A 20,227-nucleotide genomic window follows, 5' to 3' on the forward strand; every position below is an offset into this window, starting at 1 on the left:
CTCGTCACTCCTTCACCGCGCCCGTGGCGACGCCCTCTTGGAAGGTGCGTTGCCCGAGCAGGAACATGACCACAACAGGGACGCTGATCAGGATCACCGCCGCCATGAGGAGCGACCACTGGGTCGTGTTCTCCTGGAAGAACACCGTCAGTCCCAGCTGGACGGTCTGCACGTCGGGACTCTTGGTCATCACCAGGGGCCACAGGAAGTCGTTCCAGGCGCCCTGGAAGGCGAAGATGGCGACGGTCACGACCGCCGGCCACGCAAGTGGGGTGAAGATTCGCCACAACACCGTCCACTCGGTGGCCCCGTCGATACGTGCGGCGTCGGCGAGTTCCTCCGGCATCCCGATGTAGAACTGTCGCATCAAAAAGATCGACAGCGCGCTGACCAGGTGCGGGAACATCAGGCCCGGCAGGGTGTTCAGCAGCCCGATCCCACCCTGGCCCAGGATGTCGTTGCCTCCCTCGAGGGGGAGGTGTTTGACGAGGACGAACAACGGCACGAGCGTCACTTCGGGCGGGATGACCAGGACAGCGATGAGCAGCAGGAAGAACCCCTCCCGGCCGCGAAAGGCGATACGCGCAAGTGCGTATCCGGCCATGCAGGCGAGCACCACCTGGACTGCTGTCGAGCCGAGCGTCACGATGGCGCTGTTGACGAACATCGTGCCGAAGGCTGCACTGTGCAAGGCGTCGCTGAAGTTGGCCGGTTTGAAGCCGCTCGGGGTGATGGTGCCCAGCGCCTGGCCGGACGGCGCCAGAGCCGTGGTGACCACGAACAGCAACGGCAGCACGTACGCGGCCGCGACGCAGAGCGCGGCTGCCTGGAGGAGCGACTGCCGCACTCGTCCGGGGACGGGCCTGCTCATGTCCGTGCTCCCCACCGGCGCCCGAGCAACCGTGTGGCGAGGGTGAGGACGGCCACGACCACGAACAGCATCACCGCGATCGCCGACGCGCGTCCCACCCGCAGGTACAGGAAGGCCTCCTGATAGATGCGGAAGACGACCGTGGTCGTCGCCTCGACAGGGCCACCGCCGGTCATGACGTACGCCTGGGTGAACATCTGGAGGGCGCCGAGAAACCAGGTGACGAGCACGAAGGACGTGACGTTACGCAGCAGTGGGAGGGTGACGTGGCGGAAGGTCCGGACCGCGTTCGCCCCGTCGATCGCGGCCGCCTCACGAAGCTCCCGAGGGATGCCCTGGAGCGCCGCGAGGTAGATCACCATGAAGTAGCCGAGATTGCGCCAGATGCTCATGATCACCAGCGAGGGCATGGCGAGTTGCGCGTCGGTGAGCCAGTGGACGGTCGGCCAACCCACATCGCGGATCACCAGGTTGACGGGGCCGACCACCGGATCGTACAGGTAGCTCCATACCAGTGCCACAACGACATAGGAAGCCGCCTGGGGCAGGTAGATAATGGTGCGGTACACGTCCCGCCCGGCGATGCCCTGGTTCAACAGAACCGCCACCGCGAGTGCGACGACTGTGCCGAGCGGCACCTGCTCGAGGGCGAAGACGAGGGTGTGCCTGACCGCCGACCAGAAGGCCGGGTCGGTGAGGATGGCGGTGTAGTTGTGCAGGCCGACGAACCGCGGCGGTCTGAGCAGGTCGTAGTCGCACAGACTCAACCAGATAGCGATACCAAGTGGCACGACGGAGGTCAGGAGTACCGCGAGGGCGGCCGGCGACAGAAGGAGCTGACCTGCAAGGGCTCGACGTTGCAGCGGAGTACGGCCCGGGTGCGCCACGCTTCGCCGCAGCGTGAAGGTTCCTTCAGCCATTGGTCAGCCCGTCGATCTCCTTGTCCATCTGCTCCAGTACGGCCGCCGGCTTGGCCTGGAGCCGGATCGCCCGCTGTAGCTGGGTGTTGATCACCTGCGCGATCTGCAGCATGGCTGGATTACCCGGCTGTGGTACGACATACCGCGAGGCGTCGACGAAGTTGCGCGGCACGTCCTGCAGGTAGGTGGCATTGGCCAGGTCCTTGCGGGGTGGGAGAAGACCGTACTGCGTGTCCAGCTTCTCCAGATTTGGCTTGGTGCTGATGTAGGCGAGCCACTTCCATGCCGCGTCAGGATTCTTGCTGGTGGAGGAGATCGCGAACTTGTTGATCCACGCCGACGTGATGGGCCTTCCCGACGTTGCCTCGGCGAGCGGTTTGCCGGCTCGAATGTGCGGCAGGACCTTCGCGTTGTTGGTGCGTGCGTTCTCCAGGACCCCCATGGTGGCGAACGACATCGCCGACGAACCCGCCACCAACGGCAGCGGCGCGGTCGGCTTCGCGACAATGTTGACCGAGGAGAGACCTTCCTTGTAGAAGGAGACCAGGTATTCCAGAGCCCGCAGGCCTTCGGCGGAGGAGAAGTTGGCCTTACCGTCACCGGTGTAGTAGTGACCGCCGGCCTGGAGCATCAGTTGCGCGAAGCTCTGCTGGAGACCGATCGAGGTGTCCAGGCCCCAGTCGGCACCCTGGGTCAGGGTCTCCGAGCCTTTCCTGCGTACCAGTCGTGCGGCGTAGGACTTGTACTCGTCCCACGTGGCCGGCGGCTTGCCGGGATCGAGCCCCGCGCGCTCGAACAGGTCGGCGCGGTACGCGACGGTTGGAATCCCCGCATAGATGGGAACGCCGTAGATCCTGCCGTGGTATGAGCTGTCCTGCAGCATAGACGGGTAGTACTCGGCGCGAGGCGACCACTCGCCCATGTACTCGTCGAGAGGTCGAAGCGCGTCCTTCGCGGCCAGTGGGGCGGTCCAGATGCCACCAACCGTCAGCACGTCCGGAAGGGTCTTGCTCGCCGCCGCCGTCACGACCTTCTGGAACCCCGACCCCCAGTCCGAGGTCTGCAACACGACCTTGACACCTTCTTGCTTTGCGAAGCCAGGAATCAGCGTCTCGTTGAACAGCTTCAGCAGGGCGGGTGTAGGCCCCAGAAGCAGGAACTGCAGTTCGCGGGAACCACCGCCGCCGCCACCGGCACCGCCGCGCGTGTTCGTACGATCCGCCCCTCGTCGCCCATCGACGCAGCCGGCAAGGCCGGCGGCGATCGCGGCTCCCCCGGCTGCGGTCAGAACACGGCGGCGAGAGATCAGAGCAGGAGCAGGCATACCGAACCACCTCGGCAGGGATCGCGACCTTGGCGCGGGTCACGAAGGAAGAATTTGTTAACTGCGTACTCGAAATGGCAGTGTGCACTGTAGTGTCTTCGACGTCAAGGATTCAGAGAGGCGAGATGACCAAGAGCCGTCGCGTGCGCGAGCACCACCCCGCAGCACACAACCGCACAGCGTCGGTGTCACAGGCAGGGATGCGCGCCCACAACCTGAGCCTCGTGATGCGCCACATCCGCGACAACCCCGGATCCTCACGCAGCGACGTCGCGGTGGCGACCGGGCTGACCAAGCCTGGTGTCACGAAGGTCGTCGCCGAACTCATGCGCCGCGAACTCGTCGGGGAGGCAACCGCACCCACCGCAGGAGGCCGGGGCCGGCCACCGACTCAGCTCGTCCTGACCGGCCACCACGTCACAGCGGTCGGCGTCGAGATACGCATCGACCACGTCGGTGCCATCGTCCAGGACCTGTCCGGCACACCTCTCGGCGAGGCACGTGTCCTCCTTGACCTGAAGCCACAACCTCACACGGTCGTGGCACTCGTCCATGACACGATCGCCGAGGCGATGCGGCGGGCTGGACGCACCACTGCACTGGGTGTGGGAATCGCAGTGGGCGCGACCATGGACTCCGAGCGCGGAGTCGTGGTCGACTCCTCGTGGCTCGGATGGCGAGACGTAGCGCTCGGCGAACTCCTTGCCGCTGAACTGGCGCCAGAGCTAGGGCGGGTCCTCATGGAACCCGTCGCCGGACTGTCCGCCCTCGCGACCAGCCGGGCGACCGGCTTCGGGATCACCGGGGACCTACTGCATGTCGAGATCGGCGGAGGAGTCGGTTGCGGGGTCATCGCCGACGGGCGACTGTCCATCGGTGCCCGCGGCTTCGCAGGGAACCTCGGGCACATCCCGTTCGTGGTGGACGGCCACCGCTGCGCGTGCGGCAACCGCGGCTGCCTCGACACCGTCGTCGGTTTCGAGGCCTTCCGCCGAGCCACCGGCGGCGCTCCCTCGCGGACGCCGGTCAACTACCACGAGTACGCCCAACGGGTCCACGCGAAGGCGTACGCCGGAAACACCCGTGCCCGGACCGCAACGCGTGACGTCGCCGACGGCGTCGCCAGAGCCATCGCCACCCTCACCGCCGTACTCGACCCTGATGCGGTGACACTCGGCGGCTACGTGCTCGACCTCGCCGAACCGTTCCTCGACGACCTGCATGCCGCCCTACGCCGATACAACTCTCCGCGAGGAACCGAACCCGTCAACGTCATCCCCACGCCGCTGGGAGAGCGAAGCCCACTCCTCGGCGCCGCCATGCTCTCCGTGGAAAGCATCTTCCAGGATCCCACCACGGCCACGACGACGCACGTCGCGTAACGCACACCACCAACCGTGTTCACGGCCTCAGAGTGGGCTTGACCGAAGCTTCGCCGCCACCTGCGCCAGCTCGGTTGTCGTCGGGTGGTGCGGGCGCTCGGCATAGATCCGTAGCAGCCCGTCACCGTGCTTCCTCGCGAGTACCTGCATGTGAACGTGAGGCACTTCCTGAAACGCCGCCGGCCCGTTCGACGACCAGACGCTGAGCCCCTCCGGCGCACAGAGACTCTTCACCGAACGCGCCACACCAACGACCGCGTTCATCAGCGCGCCCGCATCGTCTGGCTCCAGCTGGTCAACCTGCTCCACATGCCGTCTGGGCACGACCAGCACATGTATCCCCTCCGGCCAGGTCGGCTGGCGAAGGTCCATGAACGCGAGGTACGGTCGTCCTCCCCCACCAGGGCCGCATCCACGTCGTGGTTGATGATCCCGCAGAACAAGCACCCGTCCATGACAGCGCTACCCTTCACCTCAGCTCGGGCGGACCGGTAGAGCCTAGAAGTCGGTGCCACACCACGGCGCGCTGCTGACCGCGAACAACCGGTCAGCCACCGGCAGCGCGTTCGGGTTCGGCGCCGCGAGCCGACCGGCCTGCGCAAGCGCCGTCGGTGTCACATCGCCCAGATACAGCTCACCCAGCGCATCCACGTCGAGCACCAGATCGGCCGGTTCGCTCACCCGTTCAGTCTGCTCGGCGCCGATCCGGTAGCTGCCGGCGTTCTCCGGCAGGATCGAGTCCCTGACCTCCAGCACCACCGACTCCTCCGTGTCAGCGCCGAGCAGGCCGAATCGTCGGGCGGCCAGCGCGGCCGGCACATCCACGATCCGCAGCCAGGTCTCGTCGTTGATCCGCTCGGTGCTCAGCGCCCGCCGATCGGTGAACAGCTGCTCGAGTGGTTCGTCCATCGGCCGGCCCCCAGCCACCACCTCGGTCACCAGATCAACGCTCAGCAAGTACCTCCACAGGCCGGCCCACCCCTCGGTCGACAGGGTCACGAGGTCAGCCAGGTGCAGCACCGTCTTCGCATCCGGATCGGCGAAGTCCCCTCGTCTGACCGTGTAGACGGCGTATCCGTCGTCGCAGTCCTCGCCGGCGTGCACCGCGACCATGACCGGGCTGGGGTACGAATCCATGCGCAGTCGGACGCCCGCCCACCAGTGTGCCGGCCGCTGGACCCAACCTGGCCGCCCCGACGATGCCAGGCGGTTGTAGATCGTAGGCAGCAATTCCTGCGCTTGGTCGAAGGACACCAGCCGAACCCCGCGCCCGGTGGGTACTTCCGGGCGGAATCTCGCACGCGCCCGCCTGATCCGAACCTGGCGGTATCGAGACGCCACGCCGTACCCGAACCGGCCGTAGATGGCGCCCTCACTGGCCCGCAGCGTCGCCAAAGGCTCGGTCAACGCATCCAACTGGGCACGCATCAGGCCAGACAACACTCCACGCCGGGTGTGATCGGCACGTACGCCGACCCGGCTGACCAGCGCCGTCGGCACTACCTCACCGCCAGGCACCACCAACGCCGAAGACCATGACTGTGCCGAACCGACCATCTCCTCATCCCGGAACGCGCCCCACGTGCGGCCCAGCTCGTAACTCGGCTCGCGCTCCGACCAGTCCCCATCCGTACTGGGCCTGACGTGCAGGGTGCCCCGGAACACCGTGTGCGCGGCGCGGTGCTCCTCCGGCTGGACAACACGAATGACGTAGTCGGTCACGGCCGCCATCCAACAGCAGCCACTCATGCACCGGCAATCCCGCGGCTGGTGCCGCCGAAGTGGCCGAGGTCATCCGCTACTCGCCCTCCCAGGGGACACCACGGGTCACCAGGAACGTGCGGATCTGGGCTACATGCAGCTGGAGGTGGACCAGGCCCACCACAAGCATCTCCCCCACCGGCGTCCCCCGGTGGCGGTGCGAGTCGGCGACGGGCTCTTCCGCTCGCTCGTCGGTCAGGACGGCGAACACCTCGTCAACCTTGCGCAGGCAATGGTCAACGTAGTCCAGCAGCTGCTCGCGAGAGTACGTCGGCGGAACGACGTTCCAGTCCTCATCATGCGGCGACAAGGGTGGTCGCGGCAACCAGTCCTGCTCCATCGCCGACAGGTCGGCGTCGGTGAAGAACAACGTGTGCGACGCGGTCCGCCACACCGCGCCCTGGGCCCGCCGCTTGCGCTCGACGACCGCCTCGTCCGCGAACTGCTGCCCGTCCGGATCGATCGGAGTCCACGCTTCCGGCTCGGACAGATCGACCGGGTACAAGCTCTCCTCCCACAGCTCGTCCGGACAGGTGCGGACAGCGATGGCCAGGTCTTCGAGAATCCCCCGATACCGCGCCGCGATCGAGGTGAGCCAGATCGATGCCATCGTCGAACCGTACAAGCGGGCCGACACCTCAGCAGCAGTCGGGGATGCGGCCTCGAGTGAGCTTGCCGGGCAGCCACCAAGCCCTGGGGGAACCGGACCCGCCTCTGACGCTCCAAACCGCCACCAGGGGCCGCGCTGCTGGGCTGGCGATGCTTCCGGGCGCACTCGTCTGTACCTGCCGCTACCGTGCCGAGCATGACGATTCGACCCGAGCTGATCACCGCTGTGGTTCAGCAGATACACAGCGCGCTCACGCCACTCGGCGACGCGGGTTGGTCTGTACCAGCTCGCGACCTGGAATGGACCTGCCGGGAAACCGCTGTGCACATCGCCGACAGCTACTTCGCCCAGGCTGCTCAAATCGCCGCGCAACCAAACGACCGGTTCGTACCCGCCTTTGTCCGCGCGAACGACGAGGCCGGCCCCGAAGACCTGCTCCAGGTTGTCGGTGCCTGCGCCGGACTGCTTCGGGCCACCGCCACCTGTGCCGATCCAGACGTTCGTGCATGGCACCCGCTGGGCACCTCCGACCCGGCTGGCTGGCTCGCGATGGGGGTTGTCGACGGGCTGGTGCACACCTGGGACATCACCTCTGCGCTGGGCAGCGGTTGGCGCCCACCCCCCGAACTGTGCGTTCCGGCGATCGCGCGGCTGTTCCCCGACGCCCCGGACGGCGATCCGACTGACGTCCTGCTCTGGTGCACTGGGCGGATCGCGCTAGCGGGACGCCAACGTCAAGGCCCGGACTGGCGCTGGCATTCGGCCGTACGCTGCCGCCCACGAGAAGGCGGAAACCAACGAGAGACGTACCTGGGTCTGATCGATCCGTAGGCTTCGACCGACCGGGCGGACCGCACCGTCGGCTGAAGGGCCACAGGTGGACCTCGAAGCCGCTCGGGCACCCGGCGGATCCTCCACACCGCTGTTCACCAGCCGCATCTCGTCGCCGGCAGCGTGACAGTGCGATCATCGGAGCATGGCGGCCGACATCGAGGAGGGCGAGGAGGCCCTGCGCGGAGGGATCAACCCGATCGTACGGATCGGCAACACGATCCGGCGTCCAGTCGGCCCGTGGTCGCCTGCGGTGCATGAGCTTCTTCAGCACCTGGAGTCCGTGGGGTTCGCTGGAGCGCCCCCGGTACCTTGGAATCGACGAGCAAGGACGAGAAGTCTTGTCGCTTGTACGCGGAGAAACTCCTTGGCCACCTCGTCCGACGCTGTTCCATCCGGAGCTGCTGGAGAGCTCTGCATCTCTTCTGCGGGCCTACCACGATGCCATTGCCGGGTGGGCTCCCACCGTCCCAGAGTGGCAACTGCCGCCCGTCGCCACTGGGCGACCGGAGGTCATCTGTCACAACGACGCCGCGCCCTGGAACCTGATCAGCCAGGGTCACACAGCGGTGGCGCTCGTCGACTGGGACACCGCCGCACCGGGGCCGCGCATGTGGGACCTTGCCTACCTCGCGTACACCCTCGTCCCACTTGCCGCACCCGAAAACGTCACCCTGATGGGCTGGCCGGCATCGACGTCGGTCTCACAACGGCTCGCCTCTGTCCGTAAGGCCTACCGCTGCACACCGTCCCAATGGGATGAGCTACTCACCACGGTGCCCTCCAGGGTCCAGGCCGCATACGAGACGATGCGTACGTGGGCGGCCGAGGACCGACCTGGGTGGAAGGCACAGTGGGAACAGCCCGACCCCTGGAAGCACGGCAGTGGATACCTACGAGATCTCGACTTCATCCGCAGCTCCGTGAACTCCTGGTAGCGGCCGACGCAGGACCGTTCCCGGTTCTGCATTATCTCCTCTCAACCGGACGTGAGCGTGAGTTCCAGTACGCCGCCCAGGAACGCGGCCAGCCTCATCGCCTCTGCCTCGATCGACTCGCGGGTCTTGCGAGATAGCCGACGGAATGTTTCGACGTCGACGAGCAGCCGGCGCCCCTTCCGCTCGTGCCTCCACACGCCCTCGACCCGGCCGTCGACGAGGAGTACGGGAGACACCCATCCCTGCAGCCGGTAGATCCTGGTTCGGTGGCGTGGGTCGAGCGCCGGTGCGCCCGGCCCGGGTCGGGATCGAGGTCCCACCCGTCGGGACGCGCAGACCGTCCACTGATCGAACCCCGGAAGAAGCCGTACGACCTCCGACGGCTCAGTCGCCGCAAGTTCGCCCACCTGGTCGGTGAGCATCCAGTACGGCTCACCTTCGACGTCTACCTCGGTGACCTGATCGTCGACCAGCGCGAGCATCCTTTTCGCCTCACGCCGGGTCGCACCCCACCAGCCTCCAAGATCAACAGGTGTGGCCGGTCCGTACGCCCCGAGGAACCTCCGCACGATCTCGGCTATCGCCGCGTCCTCGTCCGGGCGGACTGGAGCCGCGCCGATCCAGGTGTCCGGGTGGGTGAACCGGACCCGCTGCCCGTCACTCGGCGCGAAGCACAACTTGCCCAGGAACGAAGCCGGCTTCAGCGAGCCTCCCCAGCCACCCTGCAGCGACTCCCCCGTGGCGATCGACCCGCTGAGTCGGCCCACCTCGGCGGCCAACTCCGCCCGCGTCAGCAACGTGCCACGAAGCGCGTGACCCACCGTCTCGGCGAGTTCGTGCATGAGCGGATCATGCATCGAGTACATCGACCAACCGTCACGGTAGGTGCCGAGCCCCGCGAGCCACACTCCGAGGTCGCGTGCAGGCAGCACATGCAGGGTGCCGCGCATCGCCCACAGCTTCACCAATGTGCGCTGACGCCACAGCGCCTCTCGGACATCCTCGGCCGTCAGCCCGTCGACCCTCGCCCACAACGAGAGTTCGACACACGACATCACCTGGGCGTGGAGCCCACCAATCCTGGCCACGACGTCGACAAGCGCTGATGGCGTCGCGCGCTCGAGGAGGTACTGGCGCCGCATCCTCCACGCCAGCACCTGCTCCCACGTCACCGCTGTAGGCAAGAGAACGCCACACCTCCCCTACGGAGAGACACTGGTCGCCGGGGCGGACCTCTCCCGTGTTCCTACAACAGGAGGGTTCATTTACCAGGGTTGTCGCTTCACCCGGGCTCGGAGCCGGAAGTCGATTCCTCAGCGAAAGCTCTCAACTGGACGACGGCCAAGGTCTGCATGGCGTTCCAGTGCTCGAACTGCTCCTCCTCGACGAAGCCGAGCCGCTTCATGAGTGCAAGCGAGCGAGCGTTCCGAGGACTGGGTGATTACGAGCACTGACTCATCGCCGCCGTGTTCGGACGCGGTCCTGGTCAGTAGCGCTCTGGTCGCTTCTTCCGCGTAACCCTTGCCCCAGAAGGCAGGCAGGAAGACGTAGGACAGCTCAAGCTCCTTGCCCTCAGGACGGATGTGGCCAGGCGCCGCAGGATCCCGCCGGATGAGGCTCACCGTGCCCATGAACGAATCCGTTGCCCGATCGGCGACCACGTACGACGCCTCAGGAGACGTCAGGCTCTTGAGCAGTCCTGGTCGCAGGGATGCCTCGGCGTCGGCCCGAGACCTGGCCCCTCCCAGATGAGCTCTTGCGAGGGGGTCACAGAGCATGTCGATGAACCCGACGCGGTCGCCGTCGTGGGCATCACGGAGGAGTAGCCGAGCTGTCGTGATGGAAGCCATCTCGGGATCATCCCAACGACGCCGCCCTGCTGTACACATCGCCGACGTCGGAGCCGCCGTCCGACGGTCATACGATCGCGCGCACGTAGCCGGCGAAGAAGGGTTGCTGGCTGTCTGGGACACAAGGAGTCCCAGACAGTCTGGGATGCTGCACTCATGACTGCGCATCCCAGACAGTCTGGGATGCTGCACTCATGACTGCGCGGATCAGAAACGTCGTGATCGAAAGTCCGGACGCCGAGGGCCTGGCCGAGTTCTACGTGCAACTCCTCGGTATGCAGATCCTCCGCAGGCCACCCGACTGGATGGTCATAGGACACGAGGGCACGACACCGCGACTGGCGTTCGATCCAGTTGGCGACCGTTGGCAGCCGCCTCGCTGGCCCGACCCCGACTACCCGCAGCAGATCCACCTGGACATCACCGTGCCGAACCAGGCAGCCGTAGAGGCCTGGCTACCCGAAGCCGGCGCGACCCTGCTCCACCACCCCGAGCATCATGTCTGGGCCGATCCAGCAGGACATCCCTTCTGCCTCTTCGAAGTTCCCGGGCCCGCCAAGGTCGGCTCGATCGTCATCGACTCCGAGAACCACCAAACGCTCGCGGCGTTCTACAACGCACTATTGGAGATTCCGAAGGACAACGACTGGGGCGACTGGATCACTCTCGATGACGGCTCGCGCCCCCGGCTTGCCTTCACCAAGATCGACCGTCACCGGCGGCCGCGCTGGCCCGATCCTTCGTACCCGCAACAAATGCACCTCGACATCAGCGTCGACAACCCGTCGATCCTCCAGACCGCGGAGCGGCTCGGCGCAGTCCCGCTGCCCGCCATGGGCGGCTCATGCCCCGTCTATGCCGACCCCGCCGGCCACCCCGTGTGCCTCTGCTTACCCGGACAATGATCTGGAGCGCCCGTCCAGTCGCAGAGCTGCGCTATCTACCTCTGTCTTGCGAAGGACCGTCGGGGGGGTCAGACTGCCGTAAGCGTAAATCGTCGCGGCGTCCCGACCCTGCCGATCCGGCCGGGCACCCCTTCTGCTTCTAGCCAACTCCGCTGGCCCCGATTCGCTCGGCCCGCTCGAGGACGGCGCCCCCATTCACTAAGCCAAGGATCCGCGCACCATTGGGGTGGGAGCCGGGCCCTGGCAGAAAACTAGGCGAGTTCCTTGTGCATGACCGTGATCATCGTTTCGTAGCGAGTGACCGTACCGTCTGGCGCTTCCTCGTCCCAGGCTCCAGGTTCGCGGCCCGTGATGACGTAGCCGAGACGTTCATAGAGTGTGCGTGGCCGTGACTTCTTCTCGTCGAAGCCCAGCTCGGCCAAGGCGAGACCGCGATCGCGGATCCGCTGCTCCAACGCTTGGATGAGGACCGTGCCGATGCCACAGCCACACAGCGGCGCATCAACCGAAAGCTGCCACAGGAGTGCGATACCCGAGGGCTTGGCATAGTCGACCCCGCCGGTCGCCACCGGAATGCCAGACGGCGGACAGACTGCGAGGAAGTCGACCTCGCCGCGCTTCGCCCGGTCGAGTGCCGTGAAGGTGCCCTCAAGATAGGTCTTCGACCACCCGCCGAAGCCCGGATACAGGTCCTCGGCAGTCAGATCTCTAACCGTCAGCGGTAGCACGACTTCAGACATACGCGTCACCTTGCCACCCATGAGCCACGTACCGCCACACCATTCTGCTCCGCGCCGCTGGCCCGCAAGCGAACTCCAACCCATGAATGAGCAGGTCGCGCTCGCCGCTCACCCGGGAGCCTCTCCTCCTACGTAGACATCAGGGATCGAGATGCCATGAACGCCAGAGCCTGGCGTAGGGGCCTTGGCGGCCGAGCAGCTCATCGTGCGTTCCTGCTTCGACCACCACACCGTCGTCCATCATGATGATGGAGCGCGCATCCTCGGCGGTCGAGAGCCGGTGAGCGATGGCGATCACCGTTCGACCGGCCAGCAGGGCCCCGAGGGCGCGCTCGACTTGTCGTGCCGAGGTCGGATCGAGCAGCGATGTGGCCTCGTCGAGCACCACGGCGGCCGGGTCCGCGAGCGCGACGCGGGCGAGCGCCAACTGCTGGGCGTGCGCGCCGGACATGCCGTGCGCAGACCCGACCACCGTGTCCAGCCCCTCGGGGAGGTCGTCGACCCAGTCCGCGCCGACGACCTTGAGCGCACGACGAATCTCGCCGTCGTCCGCCGAGCGGCGCGCGACGAGCACATTGGTCCGGATCGTGTCGTTGAAGATGTACTGCTCCTGCGTCACCAGAGCGATCAGGGAGCGGGCCGTCTCCGAAGGCAGGGCGAAGGTGCTGGCTCCCCCGACCGTGACGGAGCCGGCGTCCGGACGCTCAAGTCCGGCGATCAGTCGCGCCAGGGTCGTCTTGCCGGCTCCGGAACCGCCCACGATAGCCACGCTGGCGCCCGGTTCGATGTCGAGGGTGACGCCGCGGATCACCTCCGGCCCTCCGTCGTACGCGAATCGCACGGCATCGATCCGGATCGCCGTACCGCGCGGCTCCTGCGTGGCAGGCTCTGACGTCGGGACCTCGTTGCCGAGACCTTCGACGCGTGCGAAGGACGCGATGCCGCTCTGCAGGGACTCGAGGGAGAGCAGCACCGTGTCGAAGGGGCCGGACACCTGGCGGACATAGAGCAGAGCGGCCACGAGCGTGCCCAACTCGACGACCCCGCCGAGATAAAGGCCGGCGCCGACGAGCAGCACTAGCACGAGAGCAACGACATAGGAGGAGTCGACCACCGGGAAGAGGACCGAACGGAGCCACAGTGTCCGCAGGGTTGCTCCACGGGCGTGGCTCCTGAGCCGATCGCCCTCGGCACGGCGGACCAACTGCAGCTCATACATCTCTGCGGTGCGAGCTCCGGCGATCGTCGACTGGAGTGATTCCGCGAGCTTCGCGTAGGCGCCTGCCTGCGCCAGGTACGCAGGGGTCGCCCGGCGCAGATACCAGCGCGTCACCACCGCGATGCCGAGCATCCCGACGACCGCGACGCCAGCCAGGATCGGACTGAGCAGCACGAGGAAGACGAAGGTCAGCACCACCTGCACGGTCGCCACCAGGATCTCCGGGATGGCATTGCCGAGTACGCCGGTGACCCTCCCGACGTCGGTGGTCGCGCGCACCATCAGGTCCCCGCCGTCGCCGTGGTTGACCACGCGCGACGGGAGGCCGAGGATGCGCTGGATCATCTGGGCCCGCAGACGATGCGCGGCCTTCTGCCCGAATCGCGCCGTCACGAAGTACGACAGGCCCGCGAGGACGCCCTGCACCAGCGCGAGGCCGACGAGCGCGGCACCGAGGACGTCGACCGACGCGGTGTCCGTGCTCGCACCGAGCGAGTTCACGATCACCCCGACCAACCACGGCGGGACCAGTCCCAGTGCCGCCGCCGCGACACCGGCGATGACCGTGGCCGCGAACCCGCGCCGGTCGGAGCCGATGAGTGCGGCGGTCGCGCCGCGAACCTGCCGCAGCGACGCGACGGGGTATCCGCGCTGGACGTCTCCGCCCGTCATGCCCCCACCTCATACGCCGCCGCATCGGAGGGATCGTCTCCGGAATCGCGGGACACCAGCCGCCGGTAGCGCGGCTCCTGCCTCATGAGATCGGCGTGCGATCCGGAAGCCACGAGGCGAGACCCCTCGACGCGGGATCCCTCGAAGAAGTGCACGAGGTCCGCCAGACCGAGCACGGCGATCGAAGTGGTCGCCACAACGGTCGTCGAATCACGCCGAGATTCGCGGACTCGCTGCGCCACCTGAGCCTCGGTGATCGCATCCACTGCGGACAACGGATCCAGGGCGATGAGCACCTCCGGCTCCAGAGCAAGGGCCTGCGCGAGACGCAGACGCTGACGCTGGCCGCCGGACAGGTTGGCTCCCCGCGGAAGGATCTCGGCATCCCAGCCTCCGGTGAGGCCGCGGAGGACCTCGTCGAAGCCGCTGGCCGACGCAACCGCGTCCAGCTGCGCACGATCGACCGTGCGGCCGCTCGACACCACGTCGCGGGCGCTGCCCTGAAACACGAAGGCATCATCGTCCAAGACGACGACACGGCTGCGCAACGCATGCCGGTCGAGTTCCGTCAGCTGCCGCCCGTTCCAGGTCGCCTCCGACGCGACGACCCCACCCAGTCGATCGATCGCCGCGGAGATCGCTCCCCGGTCAGCGCCCGCGACCACGGCGAACTCGCCGGACTTCACTCGAAGGCCCGACGCCGGGTCCTCGAGTACGAACGATGTATCCGCCGGCGTCACCTGTCCTCGCTGGTCGGGCGAGTGTCCGAGGAAGTCCACGACCCTGCCGGCGGCCACCAACGCCTGGTTCAGGTCCTTCGCACTCTCGATGAAAGACGAGATCGGCATCACCGCGACGATGAGATAGCCGTAGACGGCGACGAGATCCCCGACGGTCAGGACCCCCTCGGCACTCAGGTGCGCGGCAACCCACACGACGCAGGCCAGGAAGAGCGCGGGTAGCCCGACCGCGATTGCCTGCACCAGGCTCTCGCTGCGAGCCAGCCGTGTCCCCGTGCGCTCGACGGTGAGCGACTCCCCCACGAAGCGCTCGCCGAACAGGCGCTTCCCGCCGAGGCTGTCGAGCACCCGCAGCCCGGAGACGATGTCGACCATCCGGGTCGAGAGGAGTTCCTGAGCGTCGCGGTAGTCCGACACCCGGATCCGTACCCTTCCCAGCAGCGGACCTATCGCCAGGAGCAGGATCGGCAGACCGACGACGATGATGAGCGCCAGCACCACTGAGATCTTCATCAGCAAGACGGCGATGACGGCGTAGCCAAGTACGGCACCAACCCCCGGACCGGTAATCGTCAAGCTCATAGCGATTGTCCATGCGTCGCCGACGCCGACGGCGACGACCTCGCCCGCCGTTGTCCGCTTGGTCAGGCTCGCGCCCAGTCGCACGCTCTGCGCGATTGCCGCTTCGATGGTCTGCAGGGCGGCCTCGGTACGGATTCGGGTCATCGTGCGATGCCTCAGGATCGCGACCACAGCGATCGCGATGCCGGTGACGAGGATGAGGACCGCCCAGAGCACGACGCGCCCCATCGATCCGCGGCGCAATCCGTCATCGACCGCGAAGGCGAGCATGAGCGGTGGGACAGGAAGCGTCACCATCCACACGGTGCCGAGCACCGTCCCCCTCGCGACGCGTCCCGCCTGGCTTCGCGTGAGCCACCACAGGTAGCGCCACGGGGTACTGGGATAGTCGACCAATTCACTCACGGGACGAATCTGCTCCATCGGATCGGCGCCATCTGGCTCGTTCGGGTCCAAGGAACATCGTTGCGAACGGCACGCCTCTTGGCCAACACTCTCTGCCGCCAGTGCCCGATCCGGTCGATCTATTACGCGTCGACTGGCGATCCTGGAGAGACGAAGCAATGAGTGAGCTTACGCCAACGCAGCTACATGCGGCCCCGTGTCCTTGCCCAGGTGTGCGGTGAGCCTGCCGAGGTGTGGCCACACGAGACGTACCGCCCCCAGTCAGTTGTGGTCGGGGCACGACTCGCGGACGGCCAGGAGGTCGTCCTGAAGGCGAGCGGACACCAGTCGGGCGGAGCGGAGGCCAACACACTCCGGATGGCTACCGTCGCCGGCGTCCCGGTGCCGCCGGTGCTGGATGAAGGCGAAGACCCTCGGCTCCCCGGTGGCCGTTGGATGCTCATCCGCAAGGCTCGCGGGAAGCCATGGGCGCCCCCCGCCCCCAACGTGCGCGCATCTGCTCGAACCCAGCACGACCTCGGCTGTGTCTTTGCGCTCCTGCACGCACGTGAGCTCCCCGGCTATGGTCCGCTCAACGACAAGGGCGAGGGCACCTACGCGCGCTGGTCGGACTGGCTTCGCGAGGCCTTGACTGAGCCATTGCGGTTCCTGCACACAGGTGGACACTTCGATCGCGAGCTGGTCACCCGCGTCGAGAACCTCTTCTCCAGCCAAGCCCCGATGCTGGACCGCAGGCCCGGGGTCCTCGTCCACGGCGACCTGGGCAACATGGAGATCTTCGTCGATCGCCGAAACCGAGTCGTCGATATCGTCGACTTCGGAGATTCCGTCGCCGGTGACCCGCTCTACGACTTCGCTCACTTCGTCCGCGGCGGCCCTGCCGACGACCCGCGTTCTGCTGCGATCCTCCCGGGAATACGCAGGTCCTACGCGGCACACGGCGGCGCGGAGCCGGAGAACTGGGACCAGCTGTTCAGGATCTACGACGTCTTCAACGCCGTCCGCAACGCCGAGTTCTGCGCCCAGGTGGACCTCCCCTGGCTCCCAGGCCTCCGGAACAAGGTCGACCAACTGCTCAACCAACTAGGGGCGTGAACCCGACGACAGCGATTCCGGCTAACGCCACTCCCGACCCTGTCACTTGCCACCGGCGGGGCGCGACGGCAACCTTCTCGATGTGAGCCGAGTCGATCCTGCGCACAATCCCAGACGACCGTTGACCGATGGCGCCGTCGTGTTGCGGGAATGGGCGGAGGAGGACTCGGAGTGGTACGCGGCGTCGATTCACGATCCGGAGATCCAGCGCTTCACCTCAGAACCGGAGAAGCTGACGGCCTCGGAGGTTCGGACGGCGATCATCGCACAGCGCAACCGCCCCGATGCAGCGGGCTTCGTCATCTGTGACGCCGCGACCGGAGACCGGCTTGGAAACATCGGGATCACTCGAGACGGGTCCGTGGGCGAGGCGGCGTACTGGCTCGCGAGCGCTGCACGAGGCCGGGGAGTAGCGACTCGGGCGTTGAAGCTGATCTCGGCATGGGCTCTCCGGGACTTCGGCATCGCCGAGATCCGCCTGTGGACCCACGCGGAGAACGCGCGGTCTCGCCAGGTTGCCGAGCGTGCCGGCTATCGACGAACTCCCCAGCACGACAACCACAGGACGGTGAACGGTGACGTGTGGCCCATCTCCACGTATGTGTTGGTTGTCGACAGCTCCGGTTGAACATACGAGCAGCGCGGAGGAATGGTCCACCGCAGGCCTGCCCCAGGACACCACCCTCCGACGCGCCTACGTCACACACCGCCGGGCAGGACGCCACTGGCACACACGAACCGGCTGGCAGCCCTTCTAGGTCCGCGTTGGAGTGCCTGTACCTGGCGTGGACCTACCTCACCCATGCGCCGTCAGCCGGCCGCCGGTGGAACAGATCGAGACCGGCACGTAGCTCATCCGTGTGTGGCAAGGCCTCTACGGCGTCGACCGGCACCCAAGCAGCCTCCTCCGTCGACCCGCCCACCTCGTGCCGCAGCTCTCCGCCAACGACGTGTACCTCGTACAGGACGGACACCATGTGAGTGGACGTGCTGCTCCACACGTTGGAGCGCACACCGAGCAAGCTGCCGACCCGTACGGCATACCCGGTCTCCTCCTCGACCTCACGGACCACACCGTCGACCGGATGTTCACCAAAGTCGACCCCGCCGCCGGGCAGGGACCACTGCGGGTCGCCACCTGCGAACCGGATCAGCAGCATCCGGCCCTCATCCATGCACACTCCATACGCACCGACCCGCACGCTCCGCATGGCGTCATCCTGCCAGGCTCCGAGCAGTAGCCGTCCTGTTGATCGAGGCCGATCCCGTCGGAAGCCGTCGCTTACGGCGCCGTCGGCTCCGGATCCGAGCGGCCGGTGGGAGCCGTCGCGGAGGGATCGATCAAAGGGGCGCCGGCTCGCACGGTCCCTCACAACGGGCCAGCCCCCAGCCTGACAGGATCGAGGTATGGCCAACCATCACTTCGGGAAGTTCGCCGACGTCTGGAAACATCTCGCCCTGGTCGAGGTTCTGGCGCTTGAACGTCCTTCGCGCTACGCCGAAACACACTCCGGGTCGGGAGCGAACGCCATGCTCGACGATCCAGAGCGCCGTTTCGGCGTGCTCCGATTCCTCGATGTCGCGGACGCTACAGCGAGCCTCGGGCAATCTCGCTACCGCGCGCTGTTGAACCAGTTCGGGGATGCCCACAGCTTCTATCCGGGCTCGGCCCTGCTGGCAATGGCGCAGCTCGGCTGTAGCGCCAGCTACCTTCTCTGCGACCTTGACCCCGTCAGCGCCGGCGACCTTCGCGCCTGGTCCGCGCGGTTGGGCATCACGAGGTGCGAGGTGGCACAAGCAGACGGCATGATGACAGTTCTGAGCTGGCTGGATGACAGCACTGGCCCAGCGACAGACAGCCAGGTCATCGTCCATGTCGACCCGTTCGATCCGCATTCCCGTCTGGCCGACGGCCTGTCCGCTCTCGACGTTGCCGCCCGGCTGGCCGACCAGGGCTACGGCCTTGTCTACTGGTACGGCTACGACTCACCGGACGAGGCATCCTGGGCGTACCACACGCTCAGCGAGAAGACTCAAGGTTCCTTGTGGTGTGGGGATGTGATGCTCGTCGACGAGACCGGCGCGGCCGGGCCCGGCGACCTTGGACGAGCAACCACGCCCGGCACCGGTTGTGGGATCATCCTGGCCAATGTCTGCGAGGACACCCGGGCAACCTGCCAGGCACTGGGCGAAGCTCTTGCCACCGCCTACGCGGGGTCAACGCTTCCACATGGCACGCGGGGACGTGTGAGGTTTTCTGTCCACGAGCGGTGATAGAGCCCGGTCCTCCGATGAACATGCCTGCTCGTGGATGGCACGGCCAGGGGCCAGCCTGGCCGTTGCTCAGGCGTGGCGCGTCGAATTCCAGTGGACAACCGTGCAGCGGCTTTGATCGAATCGAGCGCGATGGCCGAAGGCGCCGTTGTCACCGAGGATGAGATCGCTGCGGGCTTGCGACGTCTGGGACTGAACGAGTCGTCCTCGGTCATCGTGCACGCCTCGCTGCGGTCGTTCGGTCACGTCGATGGCGGCGCTCCCGCCGTGTGCCGGCACTCGTCCGGACCTGCGGAACGGTGATGATGCTCGCCGGTAGCGGGGACCTCACCCGGGTACCTGCCCCGCCAGGTCTGGTCCGGCCGCACAACGCCTGCTACACCGCGGAGAGCTGGGACTGCTTCGATGAGGTCCTGGCCAGCGCCGTCCCATTCAGCTCGGACCTGCCCGTCGACCGCTGGCTCGGACGTATTGCCGAGTCCCTGCGCCAGGGCTTCCCGCACGAGCGGGGCGCTCACCCGTTCCTCTCATTCCTGTCTGTCGGCACCCATGCGCGGCGCCTGACCGCCGCTCAGCGGCTGGATTGGCCGCTTGGACCGATCCAGGAGCTTGCTGACCTCGACGGCCATGTGCTGCTCCTCGGCGTGAGTCACACGTCGAACACCACGATCCACGTAGCCGAGCAGCAGCTGGGCCGGTCGCTGTTCTACCGGTACGAGAAGGCGGCGCCGGGTGTATGGATGGAGCTACCAAACATCCCAGGTGACAGCGACTCCTTCGATGGCATCGAAGCGGAGTTGGCGCCTGTCACGGCTGAGACCCTCATCGGCCGGTGCCGCGGTCGACTCGTCGCCGTCCGGGACGTCCTCGCATCCGCGACCCGGCTCATCCAGTCCGACCCGGCAGCACTGCTGTGCGAGAAGGAAGACTGCCGCTGCAGTGCCGCGCTCCAACAACGGTTGATCAGTCTGCAACGCTGACCAGTTCTCGATCCGCCCGGACGGCCGAGAGGAGCCCCGGCCGGCCGTTGGCCGATGCAACACCTGCCTTCCAAAAGGCCGCCGGCCGACCGCAATATCGATCGGCGGCCACCGCGGTTGCCCGCGAC

General features: G+C 66.8%; 20 protein-coding genes. 8 read left to right on the forward strand and 12 right to left on the reverse strand.

The window, feature by feature from the left end:
* Positions 1 to 4: 4 nt before the first annotated feature.
* The 3 genes from F4554_RS19055 to F4554_RS19065 form a co-directional block, all read right to left on the reverse strand.
* Positions 5 to 796 carry an ABC transporter permease subunit gene (locus tag F4554_RS19055; protein WP_202889363.1) on the reverse strand — a complete coding sequence of 264 codons (792 nt, stop codon included), beginning with the start codon at positions 794 to 796 and terminating at the stop codon, positions 5 to 7.
* A 71-nt stretch (positions 797 to 867) separates the two neighbouring features.
* A complete protein-coding gene (locus tag F4554_RS19060) occupies positions 868 to 1,638 on the reverse strand; it encodes a carbohydrate ABC transporter permease (protein ID WP_202889364.1) in 771 nt (256 codons plus the stop codon).
* A 145-nt stretch (positions 1,639 to 1,783) separates the two neighbouring features.
* On the reverse strand, positions 1,784 to 3,115 hold the full coding sequence (locus F4554_RS19065; RefSeq protein WP_179788818.1) for an ABC transporter substrate-binding protein: 1,332 nt from the start codon (positions 3,113 to 3,115) through the stop codon (positions 1,784 to 1,786).
* A gap of 125 nt (positions 3,116 to 3,240) precedes the next feature.
* Between F4554_RS19065 and F4554_RS19070 the strand changes: the two genes are divergently transcribed.
* Complete coding sequence (locus tag F4554_RS19070) at positions 3,241 to 4,497, forward strand: ROK family transcriptional regulator (RefSeq protein WP_179788819.1); 1,257 nt, start codon at positions 3,241 to 3,243, stop codon at positions 4,495 to 4,497.
* Positions 4,498 to 4,524: 27 nt separating this feature from the next.
* On the opposite strand, the gene F4554_RS19075 is transcribed toward F4554_RS19070, so the two are convergent.
* The 3 genes from F4554_RS19075 to F4554_RS19085 form a co-directional block, all read right to left on the reverse strand.
* Entirely contained in the window at positions 4,525 to 4,869 is a 345-nt protein-coding gene (locus F4554_RS19075) for an HIT family protein (RefSeq protein WP_179788820.1), read from the reverse strand.
* A 126-nt stretch (positions 4,870 to 4,995) separates the two neighbouring features.
* Entirely contained in the window at positions 4,996 to 6,219 is a 1,224-nt protein-coding gene (locus tag F4554_RS19080) for a GNAT family N-acetyltransferase (protein ID WP_179788821.1), read from the reverse strand.
* Between the two features lie 76 nt (positions 6,220 to 6,295).
* Positions 6,296 to 6,868, reverse strand: coding sequence for a DinB family protein (locus F4554_RS19085; RefSeq protein ID WP_179788822.1), 573 nt, complete (start codon positions 6,866 to 6,868; stop codon positions 6,296 to 6,298).
* Between the two features lie 195 nt (positions 6,869 to 7,063).
* Between F4554_RS19085 and F4554_RS19090 the strand changes: the two genes are divergently transcribed.
* Together F4554_RS19090 and F4554_RS19095 are read left to right on the forward strand one after the other, a co-directional pair.
* Entirely contained in the window at positions 7,064 to 7,699 is a 636-nt protein-coding gene (locus tag F4554_RS19090) for a maleylpyruvate isomerase N-terminal domain-containing protein (RefSeq protein WP_179788823.1), read from the forward strand.
* Between the two features lie 257 nt (positions 7,700 to 7,956).
* Positions 7,957 to 8,637 (forward strand): phosphotransferase family protein, encoded by a 681-nt coding sequence (locus F4554_RS19095; protein WP_238341345.1) that lies wholly within the window; start codon positions 7,957 to 7,959, stop codon positions 8,635 to 8,637.
* A gap of 41 nt (positions 8,638 to 8,678) precedes the next feature.
* Here the strand turns inward: F4554_RS19095 and F4554_RS19100 are convergent, their stop codons facing one another.
* On the reverse strand, positions 8,679 to 9,809 hold the full coding sequence (locus F4554_RS19100) for a winged helix DNA-binding domain-containing protein (RefSeq protein WP_337796102.1): 1,131 nt from the start codon (positions 9,807 to 9,809) through the stop codon (positions 8,679 to 8,681).
* A 141-nt stretch (positions 9,810 to 9,950) separates the two neighbouring features.
* On the reverse strand, positions 9,951 to 10,487 hold the full coding sequence (locus tag F4554_RS19105) for a GNAT family N-acetyltransferase (protein WP_179788826.1): 537 nt from the start codon (positions 10,485 to 10,487) through the stop codon (positions 9,951 to 9,953).
* 194 nt (positions 10,488 to 10,681) lie between these two features.
* Between F4554_RS19105 and F4554_RS19110 the strand changes: the two genes are divergently transcribed.
* A complete protein-coding gene (locus F4554_RS19110) occupies positions 10,682 to 11,392 on the forward strand; it encodes a VOC family protein (protein ID WP_179788827.1) in 711 nt (236 codons plus the stop codon).
* A gap of 251 nt (positions 11,393 to 11,643) precedes the next feature.
* Here the strand turns inward: F4554_RS19110 and F4554_RS19115 are convergent, their stop codons facing one another.
* The 3 genes from F4554_RS19115 to F4554_RS19125 form a co-directional block, all read right to left on the reverse strand.
* Complete coding sequence (locus F4554_RS19115) at positions 11,644 to 12,132, reverse strand: GNAT family N-acetyltransferase (protein ID WP_179788828.1); 489 nt, start codon at positions 12,130 to 12,132, stop codon at positions 11,644 to 11,646.
* Positions 12,133 to 12,271: 139 nt separating this feature from the next.
* A complete protein-coding gene (locus tag F4554_RS19120) occupies positions 12,272 to 14,023 on the reverse strand; it encodes an ABC transporter ATP-binding protein (protein ID WP_179788829.1) in 1,752 nt (583 codons plus the stop codon).
* The gene (locus tag F4554_RS19125; protein ID WP_179788830.1) at positions 14,020 to 15,801 is read right to left on the reverse strand and encodes an ABC transporter transmembrane domain-containing protein; all 1,782 of its coding nucleotides are present in this window, start codon (positions 15,799 to 15,801) and stop codon (positions 14,020 to 14,022) included. Before F4554_RS19125 ends, F4554_RS19120 begins: the two co-directional genes overlap by 4 nt.
* Before the next feature lie 135 nt (positions 15,802 to 15,936).
* On the opposite strand from F4554_RS19125, the gene F4554_RS19130 reads away from it, so the two are divergent.
* Together F4554_RS19130 and F4554_RS19135 are read left to right on the forward strand one after the other, a co-directional pair.
* Complete coding sequence (locus F4554_RS19130; RefSeq protein WP_272956089.1) at positions 15,937 to 16,845, forward strand: phosphotransferase family protein; 909 nt, start codon at positions 15,937 to 15,939, stop codon at positions 16,843 to 16,845.
* Between the two features lie 46 nt (positions 16,846 to 16,891).
* Positions 16,892 to 17,473 carry a GNAT family N-acetyltransferase gene (locus F4554_RS19135; RefSeq protein WP_179788832.1) on the forward strand — a complete coding sequence of 194 codons (582 nt, stop codon included), beginning with the start codon at positions 16,892 to 16,894 and terminating at the stop codon, positions 17,471 to 17,473.
* A 163-nt stretch (positions 17,474 to 17,636) separates the two neighbouring features.
* Here F4554_RS19135 and F4554_RS19140 read toward each other — a convergent pair whose 3' ends face one another.
* Positions 17,637 to 18,056, reverse strand: a complete 420-nt coding sequence (locus tag F4554_RS19140) for an NUDIX hydrolase (protein WP_179788833.1) — start codon at positions 18,054 to 18,056, stop codon at positions 17,637 to 17,639.
* 196 nt (positions 18,057 to 18,252) lie between these two features.
* Between F4554_RS19140 and F4554_RS19145 the strand changes: the two genes are divergently transcribed.
* Both F4554_RS19145 and F4554_RS19150 read left to right on the forward strand, forming a co-directional pair.
* Positions 18,253 to 19,119 (forward strand): 23S rRNA (adenine(2030)-N(6))-methyltransferase RlmJ, encoded by an 867-nt coding sequence (locus F4554_RS19145; protein ID WP_179788834.1) that lies wholly within the window; start codon positions 18,253 to 18,255, stop codon positions 19,117 to 19,119.
* Positions 19,120 to 19,421: 302 nt separating this feature from the next.
* Positions 19,422 to 20,099 carry an AAC(3) family N-acetyltransferase gene (locus F4554_RS19150; protein ID WP_238341348.1) on the forward strand — a complete coding sequence of 226 codons (678 nt, stop codon included), beginning with the start codon at positions 19,422 to 19,424 and terminating at the stop codon, positions 20,097 to 20,099.
* The last annotated feature ends 128 nt before the right edge of the window (positions 20,100 to 20,227 follow it).

Origin of the sequence: Actinopolymorpha rutila (assembly GCF_013407855.1) — a bacterium.
In the GTDB taxonomy this organism is placed as follows: Bacteria; Actinomycetota; Actinomycetes; order Propionibacteriales; family Actinopolymorphaceae; genus Actinopolymorpha; species Actinopolymorpha rutila.

What these genes read in the sequence shown, in the direction of transcription:
- F4554_RS19065 (WP_179788818.1), bottom strand. Translation starts at nt 3,115, where the DNA reads ATGCCTGCTCCTGCTCTGATCTCTCGCCGCCGTGTTCTGACCGCAGCC.
- F4554_RS19070 (WP_179788819.1), top strand. Translation starts at nt 3,241, where the DNA reads ATGACCAAGAGCCGTCGCGTGCGCGAGCACCACCCCGCAGCACACAAC.
- F4554_RS19075 (WP_179788820.1), bottom strand. Translation starts at nt 4,869, where the DNA reads ATGGACCTTCGCCAGCCGACCTGGCCGGAGGGGATACATGTGCTGGTC.
- F4554_RS19085 (WP_179788822.1), bottom strand. Translation starts at nt 6,868, where the DNA reads ATGGCATCGATCTGGCTCACCTCGATCGCGGCGCGGTATCGGGGGATT.
- F4554_RS19090 (WP_179788823.1), top strand. Translation starts at nt 7,064, where the DNA reads ATGACGATTCGACCCGAGCTGATCACCGCTGTGGTTCAGCAGATACAC.
- F4554_RS19095 (WP_238341345.1), top strand. Translation starts at nt 7,957, where the DNA reads ATGAGCTTCTTCAGCACCTGGAGTCCGTGGGGTTCGCTGGAGCGCCCC.
- F4554_RS19105 (WP_179788826.1), bottom strand. Translation starts at nt 10,487, where the DNA reads ATGGCTTCCATCACGACAGCTCGGCTACTCCTCCGTGATGCCCACGAC.
- F4554_RS19110 (WP_179788827.1), top strand. Translation starts at nt 10,682, where the DNA reads ATGACTGCGCGGATCAGAAACGTCGTGATCGAAAGTCCGGACGCCGAG.
- F4554_RS19115 (WP_179788828.1), bottom strand. Translation starts at nt 12,132, where the DNA reads ATGTCTGAAGTCGTGCTACCGCTGACGGTTAGAGATCTGACTGCCGAG.
- F4554_RS19120 (WP_179788829.1), bottom strand. Translation starts at nt 14,023, where the DNA reads ATGACGGGCGGAGACGTCCAGCGCGGATACCCCGTCGCGTCGCTGCGG.
- F4554_RS19130 (WP_272956089.1), top strand. Translation starts at nt 15,937, where the DNA reads ATGCGGCCCCGTGTCCTTGCCCAGGTGTGCGGTGAGCCTGCCGAGGTG.
- F4554_RS19140 (WP_179788833.1), bottom strand. Translation starts at nt 18,056, where the DNA reads ATGCGGAGCGTGCGGGTCGGTGCGTATGGAGTGTGCATGGATGAGGGC.
- F4554_RS19145 (WP_179788834.1), top strand. Translation starts at nt 18,253, where the DNA reads ATGGCCAACCATCACTTCGGGAAGTTCGCCGACGTCTGGAAACATCTC.
- F4554_RS19150 (WP_238341348.1), top strand. Translation starts at nt 19,422, where the DNA reads ATGATGCTCGCCGGTAGCGGGGACCTCACCCGGGTACCTGCCCCGCCA.